Origin of the sequence: Zunongwangia pacifica, assembly GCF_023499215.1 — a bacterium.
In the GTDB taxonomy this organism is placed as follows: domain Bacteria; phylum Bacteroidota; class Bacteroidia; order Flavobacteriales; family Flavobacteriaceae; genus Zunongwangia; species Zunongwangia pacifica.
On sequence record NZ_JAKHSK010000014.1, the window covers coordinates 23584 to 42401 of the forward strand.

At 35.2% G+C, this 18818-nt stretch carries 14 protein-coding genes; 7 read left to right on the forward strand and 7 right to left on the reverse strand.

Annotated elements, in window-relative coordinates:
* Positions 1 to 4 precede the first annotated feature (4 nt).
* From L1967_RS11100 to L1967_RS11125, 6 genes are all read right to left on the reverse strand, one after another.
* Positions 5 to 370, reverse strand: coding sequence for a hypothetical protein (locus tag L1967_RS11100; RefSeq protein WP_249601696.1), 366 nt, complete (start codon positions 368 to 370; stop codon positions 5 to 7).
* Positions 371 to 446: 76 nt separating this feature from the next.
* Complete coding sequence (locus L1967_RS11105; RefSeq protein WP_249601697.1) at positions 447 to 1874, reverse strand: glycosyltransferase family 2 protein; 1428 nt, start codon at positions 1872 to 1874, stop codon at positions 447 to 449.
* Complete coding sequence (locus tag L1967_RS11110) at positions 1875 to 2960, reverse strand: HEAT repeat domain-containing protein (RefSeq protein WP_249601698.1); 1086 nt, start codon at positions 2958 to 2960, stop codon at positions 1875 to 1877.
* A 56-nt stretch (positions 2961 to 3016) separates the two neighbouring features.
* Complete coding sequence (locus L1967_RS11115) at positions 3017 to 3373, reverse strand: response regulator transcription factor (protein WP_249601699.1); 357 nt, start codon at positions 3371 to 3373, stop codon at positions 3017 to 3019.
* A 2-nt stretch (positions 3374 to 3375) separates the two neighbouring features.
* Positions 3376 to 4131 (reverse strand): Hpt domain-containing protein, encoded by a 756-nt coding sequence (locus L1967_RS11120; protein ID WP_249601700.1) that lies wholly within the window; start codon positions 4129 to 4131, stop codon positions 3376 to 3378.
* Between the two features lie 56 nt (positions 4132 to 4187).
* Positions 4188 to 8900, reverse strand: coding sequence for a PAS domain S-box protein (locus tag L1967_RS11125; RefSeq protein ID WP_249601701.1), 4713 nt, complete (start codon positions 8898 to 8900; stop codon positions 4188 to 4190).
* Positions 8901 to 9247: 347 nt separating this feature from the next.
* Here L1967_RS11125 and L1967_RS11130 point away from each other — a divergent pair, with 347 nt between their 5' ends.
* The 7 genes from L1967_RS11130 (at position 9248) to L1967_RS11160 (ending at position 16915) form a co-directional block, all read left to right on the forward strand.
* On the forward strand, positions 9248 to 10144 hold the full coding sequence (locus L1967_RS11130; RefSeq protein WP_249601702.1) for a formate/nitrite transporter family protein: 897 nt from the start codon (positions 9248 to 9250) through the stop codon (positions 10142 to 10144).
* A 10-nt stretch (positions 10145 to 10154) separates the two neighbouring features.
* Positions 10155 to 11012 (forward strand): NAD(P)-dependent oxidoreductase, encoded by an 858-nt coding sequence (locus L1967_RS11135; RefSeq protein WP_249601703.1) that lies wholly within the window; start codon positions 10155 to 10157, stop codon positions 11010 to 11012.
* Between the two features lie 189 nt (positions 11013 to 11201).
* The gene (locus L1967_RS11140; protein WP_249601704.1) at positions 11202 to 12122 is read left to right on the forward strand and encodes a cation diffusion facilitator family transporter; all 921 of its coding nucleotides are present in this window, start codon (positions 11202 to 11204) and stop codon (positions 12120 to 12122) included.
* Positions 12123 to 12460: 338 nt separating this feature from the next.
* Positions 12461 to 14608 carry a M3 family metallopeptidase gene (locus tag L1967_RS11145; protein WP_249601705.1) on the forward strand — a complete coding sequence of 716 codons (2148 nt, stop codon included), beginning with the start codon at positions 12461 to 12463 and terminating at the stop codon, positions 14606 to 14608.
* A gap of 365 nt (positions 14609 to 14973) precedes the next feature.
* The gene (locus L1967_RS11150; RefSeq protein WP_249601706.1) at positions 14974 to 15516 is read left to right on the forward strand and encodes a hypothetical protein; all 543 of its coding nucleotides are present in this window, start codon (positions 14974 to 14976) and stop codon (positions 15514 to 15516) included.
* A gap of 256 nt (positions 15517 to 15772) precedes the next feature.
* Entirely contained in the window at positions 15773 to 16258 is a 486-nt protein-coding gene (locus tag L1967_RS11155) for a MarR family winged helix-turn-helix transcriptional regulator (protein ID WP_249601707.1), read from the forward strand.
* 84 nt (positions 16259 to 16342) lie between these two features.
* The gene (locus L1967_RS11160) at positions 16343 to 16915 is read left to right on the forward strand and encodes a pseudouridine synthase (protein ID WP_249601708.1); all 573 of its coding nucleotides are present in this window, start codon (positions 16343 to 16345) and stop codon (positions 16913 to 16915) included.
* Between the two features lie 159 nt (positions 16916 to 17074).
* On the opposite strand, the gene ggt is transcribed toward L1967_RS11160, so the two are convergent.
* On the reverse strand, positions 17075 to 18796 hold the full coding sequence (gene ggt / locus L1967_RS11165; protein WP_249601709.1) for a gamma-glutamyltransferase: 1722 nt from the start codon (positions 18794 to 18796) through the stop codon (positions 17075 to 17077).
* Positions 18797 to 18818 lie beyond the last annotated feature (22 nt).

The window sequence follows — 18818 nt, forward strand, 5'->3', positions numbered from 1 at the left end:
CTTTTTATTCTTTAACCAGTTCGATATTCACATTCCCGTCAATTAAGGTAAGGACATACGTATAATTTCCATCTTTAAGAGGTTCCTCTCCAACATAATCGTATGGTTGAAGCGTATATTCGGTTCCCTGTGCAGATAATTTGACATTTGCATATCGATATGCTTTTTCAAACACTTTGTATTCAGAGAATTCTCCTGAATCTAGATTGCCATAATCAACGTTATACACTACAATATCCTTGTAATTGAGATCACTCTCATTTTTTAATCGAATATTTACTATTGCTTTTTCTTCTTGAATAGAATCATCGTCGTTTGAGCAGCTTAGGCTTAGTGTAACGGTGAAAAGTAAGATCAAAATTTTTTTCATCAGTATTTGTTTTTTTACTAGATCATAATTCAGCCAAATGGTTGCGTTGAAAAAATACTTAATGCCAAAAAACTAATCATTTTTTTGCCGATTTGGACAGTCCTGTCCTTGTCATTTCTCCCCAACTTTTTTTACCAATAATTAAATCCCAGTTTCCACGAACTGCCGACCACATTACAAACGGATGATATACAATGGGTTCTAAAAACGCCGTTCCTATGAGTGTAAAAATGTATTTTGGTTTCTTGTACTGCTGAAAGCTATATTCTTCGAAAAATAAAGCGGTTATAGAAAATAAAACGGCAAAGGAATAGACCACGAATAGAAAGGTTAAAAAGAATTCCCAGCTAATAAGACCAAACCAAAGCAAACAAATAAAAAACAAGGAGCCAGAGAATTCTATAAGCGGGGCCATCCATTCAAAAAACAACCAAAATGGTGTTGATAACATTCCCAAAACACCGTATTTAGGATTAAAGATCATTTTCTTGTGAAGCAATAGTGTTTCAGCAGTTCCTCTTGTCCACCGGTTACGTTGCCTTTTTAGGATTTCCCAACTTTGTGGCACTTCCGTCCAACATAAAGGATCGGGTACAAAACCAACTTTATAAGGAATCTTCTTTTCTCTCATCATTCGGCGCATACGCACCAGCAACTCCATATCCTCTCCTACCGTATTATGGTTATAGCCACCTGCTTCAATGGCTATTTGTTTATCGAACATCCCAAAGGCTCCAGAAATAAGCAGTAAACCGTCAACACGGGACCACGCCATTCTTCCCATTAAAAAGGCTCTAAAATATTCGATAACCTGTACCCTGGCTACAAACTTATCGGGTAAACGAACTTCAAGAATACGACCATCTTCAATCACACAATTATTGGCTACCCTAATCACCCCACCCGATGCAATCACCTTTTTCCTATTATTTAAGAAAGGTTTAATTAGCTTAAGCATTGCATCGTATTCTAAAATACAATCTACATCTATACAACAAATAATATCGTGTGTACAAACATTGATCCCCGTGTTTAGGGCATCTGCTTTACCTCCATTTTCTTTATCTATTACCAAGAGGTTTTTAAAGGCCGTGTTTTTGGATTTATAAACGCCGCGAATAGTTTGGGTTTTGATAAAATAATGAAATAGGTAATCCTGCTTTTCTAAATCGTATTCTTCGATAAGCCGTTCCAGGCTATCGTCTTTACTGCCGTCGTTAATGATTACAATCTCGAAACTTGGATAGTTTATAGTTAAAAGTGATCGTACATTTTCTACAATATTAAGACCTTCGTTATAGGCCGGAGCTAATATGGAAACCGGAGGTAACTCTGATGCCTGTAATAAAGCAATTTCGTCTTTGTAATTATTGGAGCGTTTGTAATCCCTAATTTCAAAAATAGAAAAGATTGCCGAGAATAAATAGCCTAAACAAATTAGGATTCCGTAAACTAAGAAGAGCCAACTGGCAATATCTGCAATGTCGTCGAAGGTTATGCTCATTTACAGCAAAAGTGCTTTTTCTTTTTCGTACTGAATATAAATACTTTGTTTCTTTTCTGGTAAAAAATATTGAGCTATACCATAATATTTTATTTTAAGATCCCATTCATTATCCTGAATCTTATCTTTAAGCATCATCAAATCATTATAGCTACCCAAATGTTCTATAGCATCTAAGATAGTCTTTTTTACAAGATTTGTTTCCTCTTCAAATTGAGAAATAAGAGTATCGATAACCTCATAATGTTCTAATGCACATAGTGACCTGATCGTTTCGCGTCTTACCTGCTCACAAGAATGTTCTAATAAAGGTAAAAGCTCTGATATATTTTCAAATTGGTTAAATTTTGCAATCATTCTTATGGCAAAATCTACCACACTATTCTGTACAGAGTGTAGCCAGTTAGAATAATCTGGCATAGGACCATGATATTCATTTTTAAGGGCATCTTCAATAAAGATTTCTTCCCATAAAGTTAAAGGTTTATCGATATGATCTAAAAACTCTAAAGGATTGTCTTCAGCTAATTTTATAAAGTACAATTGTGCCTGTTGCCTAACCTCATCCTGCTTATGATTTAAAAGTGGTTTTATATTTTCAAGCTCAACTTTTATAAGCATTTCAGAGAGACTAAATAAAGCTCTGGATTTACTATACCATGCACTATTGGCGAGCTGTTTTTTGCAGAATTCATCTAATTCCCACTGAAGAAAAAGTTCTCTTAGTTGCGTCGCAGATTCACCTTTTATATTGCTATGAAAAAGCAATATCTCTTTAATAGCAATTTTTATTTCTAAAGGTTTATTTAAATGTTCATCTTTAAATTTTTGTAATTCCCGCTCTTTATCAAACTCTTCATCAAAGAGATACGCATTTAAAATATCCTCCAGCAGTAAACGCTGTTCTTCCTTTTTTTTATTTCTAAAATTTTTAAAAATCCTTAAAAGGATAATAAAGCCTACAAAGAAAACAGCAAAAACAAAAAAGATAAAGGTCATTACAATATTTGCCTCTATCACAAAAGGGAGATCATCGGGAAAAAATCCCAACAGCCAATCAAAATCTATGGAATAAATAACTGCCATAAATGATTTTTAGGATCATCGAGCAATTACCTTACAAAAAACCTATTTTAAATAAACTATGAAAGAAGCCTTTTAACTCTTAACGATAACTCATTAGGGCTAAATGGTTTTGTGATAAAATCTTCTACCCCCATGTTAAAAGCATCCATTATTATATTTTCTTGTGTTGATGTAGATAAAACAATAATAGGAATCGCCGGTAAATTTTCCTTTACATAAGCGATAAGTTCATTTCCTGTTACAAAAGGCAGGTTTAAGTCTGTTAAAATAAGATCGTAGGTGGCATCTTTTAATAACTTCAAGGCTTCTCTCCCATCTGGCGCGATAATTACATCGTAGCCATCTTTTGTAAGCTTAAACTGAAGAGATTTTATAACCATTGGGTTATCTTCTATAACTAAAATCTTCTTCATCTTTATAGGTTTAGATTTGGGTAATCTGTTTTTAATGCATGCTGAATTCTATTAAATTCAGCATATAAATCGTCTATACTATTTTTAAGTTCCCTATCTTTTGCTTGGTAGGTAATTTGATCACAAATTTCTACTCCTTTGTGATTTTCTAACATTGCAAAAGAAGGCTTAATTTTATGGGCAATTTTACGAATGTCTTCGTAACTACCCGTTTTTATCTTAAGGTACAAATCTCCTATTTCTTTTGCAACAGAAGTAGAAAAAAGTTGAAGTGATTCCGCTATAAATTCTGCACTGTTATCCGAGATTTCCTTTAGATAGCCTAAAGAATAGGAACAATTAGTTGGTTTTTCAGCAAAGGTATTTTTTACCTGTTCACAAATATCGTGAAACAAACTATCCATATCCTCTCCTAACGAAAAAAAACGATCTATAAGAATTATTTTATGGGACCCACTAATTTCTGTTCCTCCAGATTCCTGTAAAACCACGCAATAGGGACTTTTATCTAGTTCTGTCTTAATATAATCAATGGTTTTATAGGCATTTAAAGGAAGGCTATCTTCCTGTATTAGCAGGGTTTTAATTACATCTTCCGCTGCTTCAAACTTTTTAATGGCTTCTAAACCAGATTTTACGTGAAGACAATAAAAACCTTGCTCTTTAAATAAAAGAGAAAGGTTTGCTATTTTATCGTAATCCTTATGCACGATCAAAATAGCATGACGGGATGCCAATTCTTTAGATTTCTTCTCCATTTTGTAGGCGATTTAGGGCTAATACCTGCAAAATTTCTATGAAAAAATAGCGTATATCAAATGCTGTCTTTCAATAAATTTATTTCTGCTTCGATCTTTTTTTCTAAATCTAATAATATTGATTCTTTAAATAGGTCAAATTCTTCTAATCTTGCTGCAAGATACTCCAATTTATAGAAACAACAATTCTGGGCAGAGCCTTTTATTTTATGCCCTAATTTGTTTATTCCATCTAAATCGCGATGCTCTATACGTCTTCTTAGCTGTTTTGGATATTCCTCCAGGCTTTGTTCTACAATTTGCATTAATTGATCGTAAGCATTTTGATCATGATCAAATTTTTCCAGTAATTTTTGCTTATCAAAATGCTTCAGGCTATCATTATCTTCTACATCCCCCTCTTCTTCTTCATCATCCAACAAATATTCCTGAATAACGGCTCTAATCGTCTCAAAAACCACCGGTTTGGTTATATAATCATCCATGCCGGCATCAATACATCGTCCTTTTTCTCCTTTTACTGTTCTTGCTGTTAACGCGATAATTGGCACATGCTGCCCTTTGTGACTTTCTGTTTCAAACTTTCTAATCTCTTCAGATGCTTCAAAACCGCTCATTACAGGCATTTGTATGTCCATAAAAATAATATCTAAAGGATGCTCTTTATAAAAAGAAACCGCATCCAGCCCATTTTCAACTTCAAATATTTGCGCCTTAGGGACCGCTTTCATTAAGATCGTTTTCGCCAAAAATTTATTTACCGGATTGTCTTCTGCAATTAAAATCCTAAAGTTATCTTCAAAAGTCTTTTCCTTAATCGCATCTACAGTATTTTCTTTAATATCTCTTAATGGTGCCTGTATTTGATTTAGCATCCCAAATAACTGATCTATTTTAATTGGTTTGGTTATGCTAAACTGTACATCTAGTTCTTTGCAAGCTTTGCCCATTTTTTCTTCTTCCGCAGAACTGTGTAAAAGAATTAAGGGTAATTGATCCGCATTTATTTTTAATTCATTTCTTAAATGAGTTATAAAATCTACACCCGTCATATATGGCATATTATAATCTACAATAGCCAGTTGATATTTATTTTCTTTTTCCAGAACGCTCAATGCCTCAATTGCGTTAGATACCGCATCACAGTTTATATCCTCTATGGCCAGCATTTCTTTTAAAATCACCTGATTGTTATAATTATCGTCTATAACCAGTACGTTATTAATCTTTTGCAGATTAGTGTTTAAAAAGGATTCTCCCTGTTCAGATTCAAAACAAACTTTAAAAGAAAAAGTAGATCCTACGCCCGGCTCGCTTTTCAATTCGAGTTTACTATCCATTATGGATAATAATTTATTAGATATGGTAAGACCCAAACCAGTGCCGCCATATTTTCTTGTTGTACTGGAATCTTCCTGATCGAAAGCTTTAAAAATTCTTTCCAGATTTTCTGGGGCTATACCTATACCGGTATCCCGTACGACAAATTTATATTCTCTTTTGTATTCTTTATTAATCTCTCCTGCCTCTACCTTAAGCTCGATTTCCCCTTTATCTGTAAACTTAACTGCATTGCCTAATAAATTGGTTAAGATTTGACGGATCCTAACTGAATCTCCATAAATAAATCGATCTACATTAGGACTAACATTTAATAACACTTCTAGCCCTTTTTCGTGGGCTTTTTGTCTTACTACATCGATGGTTTGACCACACAGCTCAATAATATTTACTTTTTCTACATTAAGCTCTAGTTTTCCTGCTTCAATTTTTGAAAAATCCAGGATGTCATTTATCAAATCGAGTAAAGTATTGGCCGAATTATATACCGTCTGCATGTATTGTTGCTGACTGGCATCTAATTTGGTTTTCATTAAAAGATCGGTAAATCCTATCACTCCATTTAGCGGTGTTCTAATTTCATGACTCATATTCGCCAAAAATTCAGATTTGGATTTACTGGCGGCTTCGGCTTTTAATTTGGCTTCTATTAAAGAATTTTCCATTTCTTTACGAGAGGTGATATCCTGTATTGTTGCCAATATCACATCCCTGCCATTAGTATCTTTTATTTTAGCGCCGTTTACTAATGCTGGGAAAACTGTACCATCCTTTTTTATAAAACCCTTCTCAAAAGGCTCTACTTTTTCATTTAAAACCACTTTTTTAAATCTATCGGTAACCAGTGGAATAAATTCTTCTGGAGTGATCTTCTGATAGTAAATACCGGTAAACTCTTCTTTTGTATATCCCGATGATTTGATAAGGGATTGGTTGGCTTCTATAAAAGTTCCGGTTTCTACATCTATCAAACCTATACCTATTGGGGAAAGCTGATATAAAGATCTAAACCTGGCCTCATTTTCTTTAATTTTCCTTTCGGCTATTTTCCTGTCGGTAATATCGCTTTGGGTACCAATCATACGCATTGGCTTTTTATCTTCTGTCCACTCGGTAACCTTACCGCGATCTAAAATCCATTTATATTGTCCGTTTTTACATTTAATTCTTTTTTCTACATGATAAATAGGTGTCTTTCCTGTAAAATAATCCCGCAAGGCTTTTTCAGATCTTTCTTGATCTCTTGGATGTATCCTTTTATCCCATTCTTCGACATTGGTAAGGTCATCTGATTCTTCAAATCCAAGCATTTCCCTAGCCCTTACCGATAAAAATTGTGTATTACTGTCTATAAACCAATCCCAAATACCATCACCAGAACCTTCTAAGGCAAATTGCCAGCGTTGCTCACTTTGCTTAAGCGCTTCCTGTATTGATTTTAACTGGGTAATATCTGTGGCTACCCCAACATAGCCGGTAATTGTACCTTCGCTGTTTTTAATAGCAGTAATTACAAGTTGGACTGGAAAGCGTTCTCCATTTTTACGAATATAGGTCCATTCCAGGGATTCATATTCTTTTATTTTTGCCCCGGTTGTAAATACATCAAAACCTATTACTTCTTTTCCATACTTTTTAGAGAGTTCTAATTCACGCTTTTTTATCTCGGCTTTATCATGAAAAATAAAAACCTTTTCTTTATCAATCATTTCCTCGGCTTTATAGCCAAAGAAATTTTCTGCCCCTTTATTAAATTTCTTTATTACACCATTAAGATCACTCTCTATAATAGATACCTGGGTTGTGGCATCCATCATATTTTGTAGTTCCCTGTAGCTTTTATTTATATTTTCTTGCGCTTCTTTTGCCGCAGTTATATCATTGATCTGAGAAATAAAGTATAAAGGTTTACCATCTTCATCTTTTTGTAAGGAAACGGTTAATAATCCCCATAATAAATGCCCTTTTTTATGGATATAGCGCTTCTCCATATTATAAGTATCGATCTCTCCGGCCATTAATTTAGATAATAATTTAAGGTCTTTATCTAAATCTTCATGGTAGGTCACATCCATAAAAGACATTTTTAACAATTCTTCTTTGGTGTAACCAATCATCTTACTAAGATTTCGGTTTACATTAATCCATTTCCCATTTAGAGAAACCAAAGCCATCCCATTTGGAGAATAATCGAAGGAACTTTTAAACTGACTTGCATTTTTAAAAGATTCAGCCTCAAGTGTCTTCCGTAAGGTAATATCTTCTACCTGAGCAATCATTAATCTTGGGGTACCATCCTCTGCTCTAAGTAAAGAGGTGAAGGATTGTAGCCAAATAATTGAGCCGTCATTCTTGTAATATCGGCATTCAATTACATAATTATCAAATTGTCCTTCAAGTAATTTTTTTCTCTCTTCATAAAATCCAGCTAAATCTTCTTCAAAAACGTTCTCTTTAAAAGAGAATCTCTGTACTTCTTCGACTGGCAAATTCTCCAAGCCAAAGATTTTCATTGCTGATTTGTTAACATGATAAACTGTATCGGTTTCAGGGTCACTAAGAATAATCCCTAATGGAGAGTTATCAAAAATATCCTGAAATCTAGATTGTGACAGTTTAAGTTCACTGTCTTGTAATTTTTGCTCGGTTATATCCTGAAATGCTCCATAAACCCGAACAACTTTCCCCCCTTCTCTCTCAGCACTTCCAAAAACTTTAACCCACTTTCTATTATTTTTAGCGGTAATAATTTCAAAATCGTCCATGTAAGAACTCCCTTCCTCTACAGCTTTGGTAAAAAGCCTTGTAATACGCTCCCGGTTTTCTCCTTCTACATAAAAATTTATGCCTGTGGTTAAATCTGGAACATAATCATCGTCTACTTCGTGAATGTCCCGAGTAACTTTTGTCCAAAACAAATTACTATTTACAAGATCTATCATCCAGCCGCCTATTTGGGCGACCTCATTGGTTTTGTCGTAAACTTCAATTAACTTTTTAAGGTAACTATTCTCGTCGTACAGACTTAAATATTTTTCCTTATAAGGAATATATTGCTGTAGAATAAATACATATTCTTTTTTCTGAAATACATCAGAATATATTTTTTTAAAATGAAAACGCCATTTATTGCTGTCTACTTCTGGATTATAAAAATCGGAATCTTCATCACTTTTTTCAGATTTTATAAAATCTTCTATCACTTGTAAAAAGCCAGAGTTTTCATTATTTAATTTACATAGTTTTTCAAAGTCAAGTGTTTTTTTGTGATCAGGGACATAATTAAAATTTCCCCAAATGGCTTTCTCCTCAATATCAACAAACCAGATACACTCGAAGATATGGTCTCCAAACCAATCTATTAGATTAGCGTTTTCTGCCATTAAATTCTTAAACGAAGTATATAAATCCTTAAAATGTAAATCCATATAAAGTTATAGTGAATAATCCATCTATTCTTAAGCTAAGAAGTAGCGTTTGTAGCTGGTCTAATTTACAATATTATTCTTTTTTGTCTACCAAAAATTAAATCATCCTGTAAAATATCAAATATTGGAAAATTCTTACAAGTTTTTAAAATCTAAAAAAGTTTAGCAATTATAGACTCTTTTCTTATTACCTGGATCTTAAAAACCATTATATTTTATTTAGATATGTATGTTAAATAAATGCTTAAGTCTTATCATTGCTGTTATCCTGTAGTTTGAAAGCATTAATTTAGGCCATAAAACCCAAATTAAATTTAGGTTCTTAGGCTATCACATATATCATTACCATGAAAAAAGAAGACATCAAGGAAAAAGAGAAAGAAAAAGAGCAGGAGAAAAAACAGGAAAATATCGATAAAGAACTTAAAGATTCTACCTCACTATCTGGAGACAATACCAAATCTCACGGAGAGATCTTAAAACAACAAATTGTAGAAGGACAGGAAACGTATGATCGCACACCGCAAAGTATTTTATTAAGCTCTATAACGGCAGGCTTAGAAATTGGCTTTAGCTATCTGCTTTTATGTGCTGTTTTTTATTTCTTTAAAGATAGCCTATCCAAAGAAAGTGTATTTAAAATCATGGCATTTGTTTACCCGGTTGGTTTCATCATGGTGATCCTTGGCCAGTCGATTTTATTTACCGAACAAACATCATTACTCACCCTACCGGTTCTTAATAAAAAAAGAAGTATAAAAAGCCTTCTTAAAATATGGGGAACGGTCATTGCCGGTAACCTGCTTGGTGGTTATATTATTGCTTTCATTTTAATATGGATTGGCCCAAAACTGAATATTTTTGATCATACTTCGATTGAAAAAATTGCTGAACATGTTACCGATTATAGCAGCGTCGTAATTTTTGTGAGTGCCATCTTAGCGGGTTGGCTTATGGGATTACTGTCCTGGCTTATTACTTCTTCAAGAGATACGATGAGCCGTATTTTTATCATTTATATTATTACCGCTACCATGTCTTTTACCGGCCTACATCATAGTATTATAGGGAGTATAGAGGTGTTCTCTGGGATGATTATTTCCACTAAAATCGAAATATTGGATTATTTAAAATTTCAAACTTTTGCATTATTAGGAAACTCTATAGGTGGTGGTGTATTTGTGGCCCTCTTAAAATACCGGGCTTTTGTGTACAATATCGATATGGAACGTAGAAATTATTAGTATAAATAATATGAATTCAGAAAAATTTAAAATAGGATGGATTGGTTTAGGCAAAATGGGCAATCCCATGTCTAAACAAATTTTAAAAGCAGGATTTCCTTTACGCGTTTATAATCGTTCCCATGATAAAATAAAAGCCCTGGAAACCGAAGGTGCCACTTCAGCAACAAGCGTTAAGGAACTGGTAGAAAAAACAGATATTATTTTTATAATGGTCGCTAACGACGACGCAGTTAAAGACGTATTCTATCAGGAAAACGGAATTTTCTCTGCGCAAGTAGCTGATAAAATTTTTATTAATACCAGTACAATTTCTCCTGAATTAAGTATTTCCCTTTCTAAAGAATTAAAAAAGAAAAACAGCCATTATCTGGATGCTCCTGTATCGGGAAGTGTAAAACAAGCTGAAGATACCACACTGGTAAGTATTGTGGGCGGAGAACAAGTGATTTTTGAAAAAGTGAAGCCGGTTTTAGAGGCTTATTCCAAAAAATCCATACTGGTAGGTAAAAATGGTGTTGGAAATTCCGCTAAACTTGCCGTCAATACTTATTTAGGTATCCTTGCACAAGGACTTGCAGAGATTATTCAGTTTTCAAAAACTAAAAATGTCGATACACAAGACCTGATGGAAATAATTAATAATAGCGCACTGGGAAGCACTTTTGGGAAAATAAAAGGAGAAGCCGCTATTAACAAAAATTATAATGCTGCTTTCACATTAGAACATCTTACTAAAGATCTAAGGCTAGCCCAAAACAGCGGATTTAATCATCCTGTCGGGAATGCAGCTTATAATAGTTTTAGTAATGCTGAAGCAGAGCTTGGCCAGGAAGACGTTATCGCTATTATAAAAAAACTTTCTTAGGGAGCTATTTAGAAGTTTCTATATAAAAAACTTTAAGGCATTCCAGAACGATATTCACTGGAATCCCTTTTTACAATTTCAAGTCACCCCGATACTGATAGCTATAGGCATTTAACTTGGATATCATATCTTTTTAGCGATACCAAAAAATGCACTGGGATTGCATAAATCCCAGTGTACTTTTACACCATGTCACACCATCATCACCACCATAATAATCAGTCGGGTAAAAACCTGAAGATTGCTTTTTTTCTAAATCTAGGATTTACCATTCTAGAATTTTTTGGTGGCATTTATGTAAATAGTGTCGCTATAATGTCTGATGCCGTTCATGATCTGGGAGATAGCCTCTCTTTAGGGACCGCCTGGTATTTAGATAAAAAATCTAAAAAAGGAGCAGACGATAACTATAGTTTTGGTTATAAACGATTTTCGTTATTGGGCGCCTTAATAAATAGTATTGTTTTAATTGGCGGATCTGTATATGTAATTTCTGAAGCTATTGGAAGGCTTTTTAATCCACAACCTTCAGATGCCCAGGGAATGATTGTTTTTGCCATATTTGGTGTTTTGGTTAATGGATATGCCGCCTGGAAATTAAGTAGCGGTAATAGCCTTAACGAAAAAACGGTTTCCTGGCATTTAATGGAAGATGTTTTGGGTTGGGTCGCTGTACTCATCGTTGCAATCGTATTAAATTTTACCGATAATGAGTATTTAGACCCTGCACTTTCCATACTTATCACCCTGTACATTTTATACAATGTAATTTTAAGATTAAAGGAAACGCTTTATATTTTTCTACAGGGAGTTCCAAAGGAAATCAAAGCAGAGAAAATTAAAAACGATATCTTAAAAATCAACAATATAGATTCTTTACATCATACCCATATCTGGTCTTTAGAAGGTGAACACCATGTTTTTAGCTCGCATATAAAGCTGAAAGATATTAGTGATTTTGAAGAATTAGTGGCCATAAAAAAACAGGTTAAAGCTATTTTAAAAGAATATCATTTTGACCATTACACTATCGAAACCGAATTAGATCATGAAAGCTGTGATCTTTTATCGAATGAGAAACAGGAACACGAACATAAAAAAGAACACTAATTTTTACCAAATTCGATAGTACAGACTTAAATTTAAGGGAATAGCCTGATGCCGCTATCTCTTTTTAGCAATATTGAATATATAAAAGTGCATTTACAAAAATAAATTTATAGCATAAAGCGTTACTTCGTTAATTCTCAAATTAAAATGAGCTTACTACAAGCTACAAAGCTTTAAATCAAAAACCTCAGGCTAAGCCTTGAGCTATGATTAGAAAAAATTAATGCTCCTACTTATTACAAAAAGGAATCTTTTAAAGCTTTTTAAACATTCGATTCTTTAGAACTTTCAGTATTTGTATATTCGAAGATGAAAACTGCGAACCTTTAACAAAACCTATGAAAAAGAAACTTGCTAAAAGTTTGGGAATGGCTACTATCATATTATTTGCTGCCTGTAAAGAGGATTCCCAAAATAAAGAAGATGTTATGGAAAACAATGTTATTTTGACTGAATGGACCGGCCCTTATCAGGGAGTACCGGCTTTTAATAAAATGAAAGTTGAAATGCTAAAACCCGCAATTTTAGACGGTATGCAGCAACATCTTGAAGAAATAGACAGTATCGCCAATAATCCTGAAGCGCCTACTTTTGAAAATACGATTATTCCATTTGAAAAATCTGGTGCAGCACTGGATCGTGCATTTACGTACTACGGAATTTTTAGCAGCAACCTTTCTTCACCAGAATTTAGGGAAATTCAGAAAGAATTATCTCCAAAGATATCAGAATACAGCTCTAAGATCTCACAAAATGAACTGCTTTTTCAACGAATTAAAGCCGTATACGAGCAATCTCAGAAAAACCCTTTAGATTCAGCTGAACAGCGTACCATCGACCTTATTTACAAAGATTTTGAAATGGATGGCGCCAATCTTTCCGAAGAAGATAAAAAACGTTATGCTGAAATTAATAAAGAATTATCTGAGTTATACACAAAATTTTCAAATAACGTCTTGGCCGATGAAGAAGGCTATGTAACCTACATCGATAGTTCCCAGCTTAGCGGCTTACCAGAAAGTTATATTAAATCTGCTGCCAGCGCCGCAGAAGAAAGAGATCACAAAGGAGAATTTGCGATCACCAACACAAGATCCTCAATGGATCCTTTTTTAACCTATTCTGATGAGCGTGAGCTTCGGGAAAAAGTATGGAGAACTTACTATTCTCGTGGGAATAATGGCGACGAACATGATAACAACCAGGTGATCAAAAAGATTTTAGAGCTTCGTGACGAGCGTGTGGCGCTTTTAGGCTATGATAACTATGCGCAATGGCGTTTGCAGGATCGTATGGCAAAAGAACCTAAACAGGCAATGGAACTGATGGAAGCAGTTTGGCCTGCTGCCCTGGGTCGTGTTGAAGAAGAGATTAAAGACATGCAACGACTGGCAGATAAAGAAGGGAAAGACATTAAAATACAAGCCTGGGATTATCGCTATTACATGGAAAAAGTTAGAAAAGAAAAATACGACCTGGATAGCGAAGAAGTAAAACAATACCTGCAATTAGACAATCTTAAAAAAGCGATATTTTACGTAGCCGGAGAACTTTTTAATTTCGATTTTACACCGGTAGATACCAGTCTTGTACCCGTTTTTCATCCAGATGTAAAAGTTTATGAAGTAAACGATAAAACCAATGGAGAAGTAATTGGTTTATGGTATCTGGATCCTTACGCACGCCCCGGTAAACGCTCTGGTGCCTGGGCAACTACCTATCGTAGTAAAGATGAATTAAGTGGAAACAAACCGGTATTGGCTTCTAATAATTCAAATTTCGTAAAACCGGCAAAAGGAGAACCTACATTGGTAAGTTGGGACGATGCTGAAACTTTTTTTCACGAGTTTGGCCATGCATTGCATTTTCTCTCGGCAGATATCAAATATCCAAAGTTGAATAGCGGAGTACGGGATTATACCGAATTTCAATCCCAATTATTAGAGCGTTGGTTAGCTACCGATGCTGTGATCGATCAGTTTTTAAGGCATTATGAAACCGGTAAACCGATGCCTGAAGCATTAGTGCAAAAGATTAAAAAAGCGGCAACTTTTAATCAGGGATTTGCTACGACCGAATTTTTAGCATCTGCTTTAATGGACATGAAATATCACACGACAGATCCTTCTAAAATTAACGACGTACAGGAATTTGAAAAGCAGCAACTCGATGAACTTGGGTTACCTGAAGAAATCCCGATGCGTCACAGATCCACACAGTTTAGCCATATTTTCTCTGGCGAAGGCTATGCAGCCGGATATTATGGGTATTTATGGGCAGATGTGTTAACCGCCGATGCTGCAGAAGCTTTTGCTGAAGCTCCCGATGGTTTTTATGATAAGGAAACGGCCCATAAACTGGTTAAATATTTATTTGCACCAAGAAATGCCATGGATCCTGCTGAAGCTTACAAAAAGTTTAGAGGCAGAAATGCCAATATTGATGCCTTAATGCGTGATCGCGGATTCCCGGTACCTAAAAAATAATCGGTATTAATTTTATCGAATATTAGCTATAGTATTCGGTTGTTTTAATATTATGATTAAAGCCATTCTCTAAACAGAATGGCTTTATTGTTTTATAAAAATTCCGGAGAAAAATTTCTAAAGACAACACCATCGAAAACATCGGGGCATGCCCGCGAGGTATAAATTAAAATTTTTTTTAATAATTTGAAGGCAAGTCTCAAGAAATTCAACCCTCTATGAGAGATTAAATTATCGTTAAAATCCCAAAACAATGTAAGCACTTACCTTTTTAATTGACTACATTTGCGTAAGCACTTACGCAGTTTATTTAAAACCGAATTATGACCTGAAATTGAACGAACAATTTTCTAAACAAATGAGTTATGATCTTAGAGAGAACAAACAATTTAGCACTAGACATTAAAGAACTCAATGCAATGAATTTAGAAAACATTGCATCTACTTTTTTACCTAAACTAACGGCAGGGAACCAACAAACCGATCCTTACATTGGTAAATTCCTTACCTTTTTAAAAACCGAACTAAACCTGGATAATCACAACGCCAACAATTATCATTTGTTATGGTCACGTGAACAGGAAACTATTGGTTTTGTTAGCGTAACAGCAATAAGAAAAGGCAAAGAAGCTAAGATCAGATTTACGTTGTTTGAGCATATAAATTTAAGTCGGCAGGAGAGTGAGAGTAGCATTATTTCTTCCGTTGATAAGATTTTTGAAAAATTCGATCTAAAAAGAGCGATTATCAGTATCGATGCTGAAAAAGAAAATCAACCAGAAAACGATCTATTACGGCTTTACGAATATTATCCTATTGGTATGGTTCATCTGGAAAATCCTATAAAGGAGTATGTGATTTTACGGGAACAAAAACATACCGCACGCCAGCCGTTTTATATTTTATAAATAGCAAATTTCAATATACAGCAGACTCTTAAGGCTTCCCTCAAAAGGAAATCTTTATAGAAAATAGAATTGCCCGATCCAGATCAACGAACTGAATCGGGCAATTATAGCTTAATAAAAGATTAAAAATTAAATCATCAAGTAACATTTTTCTTTATTAAAACTGCGTAAGTGCTTACTTTTACTCGATAATCGAGATTTAAATGCTCCGAGGCTTGTCTTGAGGTAGTTTACTTCTAGTGCTAAAATAATAGTTATGGAGAATGACTTTTTGGTAGAAATGGGATATGCCGGCTTAACAGGCCGGTTAAAAAGGCTAAGCGATGCCTTTGTATATGCTACCCGGCAATTTTACAGGGATCACGGCCTGGAAATTGAACCCAACTGGCACATGATTTTTCTTTTATTGCAAAAGCATGAAAAGCTCACCGTGATGCAAATTGCAGAAAAACTGCACCTCTCCCACCCTGCCATTGTACAGCTGGTTGATAAGATGAAGAAAAAAGGCTATATCAATTCAGTAAAAGATCAAAAAGACAAACGCAAACACGTACTCCGGCTTTCTAAAAAAGCACAGGATAAATTACCCGAAATCGAACGGCACTGGAAAGCCGGTGACGAGGCCGTGAAAGAAATAATGAACCACAGCAAAGCCATTCTCGATCACCTAGCGATCCTTGAAAATAATATGGAAAAAGCCGACTTTAGAGAACGTTCTGAAAAAAATCTTGAAAAACTTTAATATTGATTCCTGATTTTTTTCTGAATCAAGATTATAGATTTTCCTGCGCATTTATTTTTCTATTTTTGCTGAACAATTTTTGCTATGCGTCGCTATTTTAAAATCTACAAACCTTACGGTTATTTGAGTCAGTTTATCACTAACGAAAAACCCAGAAAGAAGAAAAAATTATTGGGAGAGCTTGGTGATTTTCCTGAAGAAACTATGGCAGTAGGCAGATTGGATCAGGATTCTGAAGGACTTTTGTTTTTAACTACTGATGGTAAAGAAAGTGCCAGAATTACCGGAAGCGGTGTAGAAAAAGAATATTATGTGCAGGTAGATGGTGATATTACCGAGGAAGCCGTAACATTATTAAAAAACGGAGTAGAAATTAGTATTAATGGCACAAAATACCAGACACTGCCCTGCAACGCTTTTAAATTAGAAAACCGACCGGTATTCCCCGAACGTGCAAAAAAAATAAGGGATGAGCGCCACGGGCCTACCAGCTGGGTTTCGATCACCCTTACTGAAGGCAAATTCCGCCAGGTAAAAAAAATGACTGCTGTAGCTGGCTTTCCTACACTACGTTTGGTGCGTGTACGAATTGGTAACGAAAAATTAGAGGGTATGGATAGCGGTGAAGTGACTGAACTTGAAAAATTTGATAGCTAAAATCACCAATATTGTATTCTATTTTGGGAAATTATTTTCTATACTGAAGAAATCCTTGGAATAGTCATTTCCTACTTGCTTTCTGAAAGAATATTTTTTGCAAAGATTTCAATGAAACTCCGAGATTTTCTAAAACCGAACTTAAGTTTTTAATAATTTCTAATCTTCTATTTCTGCTACTGCTCCGCCACTATAACTTCTGGAATCTGCTGCGCCGTATCTCATACCGGTTTGGGGGTCGATATAAATACCCATTGCTCTTCCCTGGCTACTTCTTATTCCGGTTTCATGTCCCATTTCTTCGTAAATCTTTTTAGTGTCTGGTGAAAATCCCCATTCTTCAAAATACGTAATATCCGGCAACCATTGATGATGAATTCTCGGTGATTCTATCGCTTTGGCGATGTCGAGCTTATAATCGATTGTATTCAGTATTACCTGAAGCACGGTATTAATTATCGTTCTCCCACCCGGGCTACCAATAGCTAAAATAGTTTTACCATCCTTAGCTACAATCACCGGACTCATACTGGAAAGCATTCTTTTTTCCGGAGCAATTAAGTTAGGAGCTGTTCCAATTAAACCTTTGGAATCGGTATATCCCGGGATTGGATTAAAATCGCCCATTTCGTTATTCAGCAAAAAGCCAGCACCTTCTACCACGTACTTAGAACCATAACTCTGCTCTAAAGTATAGGTTAACGAAACGGCATTGCCTGCTTTATCAACAACCGAAATATGTGTGGTTTCTTTACTCTCATGTTTTAAATGCGCTTTATTAAAGTTTGCGGAATCACTCGGTGAAGCGGCATCCATTTTAATCGAATTTCGCAGCTTTTCAGCATAGCTTTTAGAAGTCAATTCTTCTAACGGCATATTGGGATTAAAGTTCAAATCTCCCAGATACATTGCCCGATCTGCAAAAGCACGTCGCATTGCTTCAGTAATTAAATGTAAAGAAGTGGCCGAATTCTGGCCAAATTCATTCATATCATAAGCTTCAAGGATATTCAGCATTTCGATAACCGCTACTCCACCAGAGCTTGGCGGTGGCATTCCAATAATTTCGTAACCGCGATACGTTCCTTTCACCGGCTGCATTTCTTCAGCTTTATATCTGGCAAGATCTTCTTCTGTAATAATTCCGCCATTCTTCGCCATAAAATCGGCCAGTAATTTGGCTGTTTTGCCTTTATAGAAACCATCTGGCCCTTGCTTCTCAATTCGCTTTAAGGTTTTATATAAGTCCTTCTGGACCAGAATCTCACCATTTTTATATACGCTCCCGTCTTCTTTTAAAAATATCCTGGCTGTACCTGGATAGTCTTCTTTATGTTCTTGTACCCATTTAAAAAACCACTGCATATCATCGCTTACCGGATAACCGCTTTTCGCCAATTTTAAAGCAGGTTTTAAAAGGGTCTTCCAATCTAATTTTCCAAATTTCTGGTGTGCTTTATATAGTCCGGCTACGGTTCCCGGTACTCCAACCGCAAGTAATCCTTCATGATTAGAGTTGTCCCTTACTTTACCATCTTTATCCAGATACATGGTTTTAGTGGCGGCTAAAGGCGCTTTTTCCCTAAAATTGAAGGTCGTTTCTGTACCATCTTCCCCGCGGTACACCAAAAATCCGCCTCCACCAATATTCCCGGCAGAAGGTAAGGTTACAGCCAGCGCAAAAGCGGTAGCAATAGAGGCATCTATCGCGTTACCTCCTTCACTGAGTATTTGCGCTCCCACCTGCGAAGCCAGCTTATGGCTACTGGTTACTATTCCTTTTTCTGAAGAAACAGGAATACGGCCACTTTGAGCGACCGATGAAAATAAGGGTGCAAAACATGCAATAATAAGAAATAACGAGGTGAAAATTTTCTTCATAGGTTTAAGTATATGATACTAA

What these genes read in the sequence shown, in the direction of transcription:
- L1967_RS11160 (WP_249601708.1), top strand. Translation starts at nt 16,343, where the DNA reads ATGCGTCGCTATTTTAAAATCTACAAACCTTACGGTTATTTGAGTCAG.
- L1967_RS11155 (WP_249601707.1), top strand. Translation starts at nt 15,773, where the DNA reads ATGGAGAATGACTTTTTGGTAGAAATGGGATATGCCGGCTTAACAGGC.
- L1967_RS11150 (WP_249601706.1), top strand. Translation starts at nt 14,974, where the DNA reads ATGATCTTAGAGAGAACAAACAATTTAGCACTAGACATTAAAGAACTC.
- L1967_RS11105 (WP_249601697.1), bottom strand. Translation starts at nt 1,874, where the DNA reads ATGAGCATAACCTTCGACGACATTGCAGATATTGCCAGTTGGCTCTTC.
- ggt (WP_249601709.1), bottom strand. Translation starts at nt 18,796, where the DNA reads ATGAAGAAAATTTTCACCTCGTTATTTCTTATTATTGCATGTTTTGCA.
- L1967_RS11115 (WP_249601699.1), bottom strand. Translation starts at nt 3,373, where the DNA reads ATGAAGAAGATTTTAGTTATAGAAGATAACCCAATGGTTATAAAATCT.
- L1967_RS11130 (WP_249601702.1), top strand. Translation starts at nt 9,248, where the DNA reads ATGAAAAAAGAAGACATCAAGGAAAAAGAGAAAGAAAAAGAGCAGGAG.
- L1967_RS11100 (WP_249601696.1), bottom strand. Translation starts at nt 370, where the DNA reads ATGAAAAAAATTTTGATCTTACTTTTCACCGTTACACTAAGCCTAAGC.
- L1967_RS11135 (WP_249601703.1), top strand. Translation starts at nt 10,155, where the DNA reads ATGAATTCAGAAAAATTTAAAATAGGATGGATTGGTTTAGGCAAAATG.
- L1967_RS11145 (WP_249601705.1), top strand. Translation starts at nt 12,461, where the DNA reads ATGAAAAAGAAACTTGCTAAAAGTTTGGGAATGGCTACTATCATATTA.
- L1967_RS11125 (WP_249601701.1), bottom strand. Translation starts at nt 8,900, where the DNA reads ATGGATTTACATTTTAAGGATTTATATACTTCGTTTAAGAATTTAATG.
- L1967_RS11140 (WP_249601704.1), top strand. Translation starts at nt 11,202, where the DNA reads ATGTCACACCATCATCACCACCATAATAATCAGTCGGGTAAAAACCTG.
- L1967_RS11110 (WP_249601698.1), bottom strand. Translation starts at nt 2,960, where the DNA reads ATGGCAGTTATTTATTCCATAGATTTTGATTGGCTGTTGGGATTTTTT.
- L1967_RS11120 (WP_249601700.1), bottom strand. Translation starts at nt 4,131, where the DNA reads ATGGAGAAGAAATCTAAAGAATTGGCATCCCGTCATGCTATTTTGATC.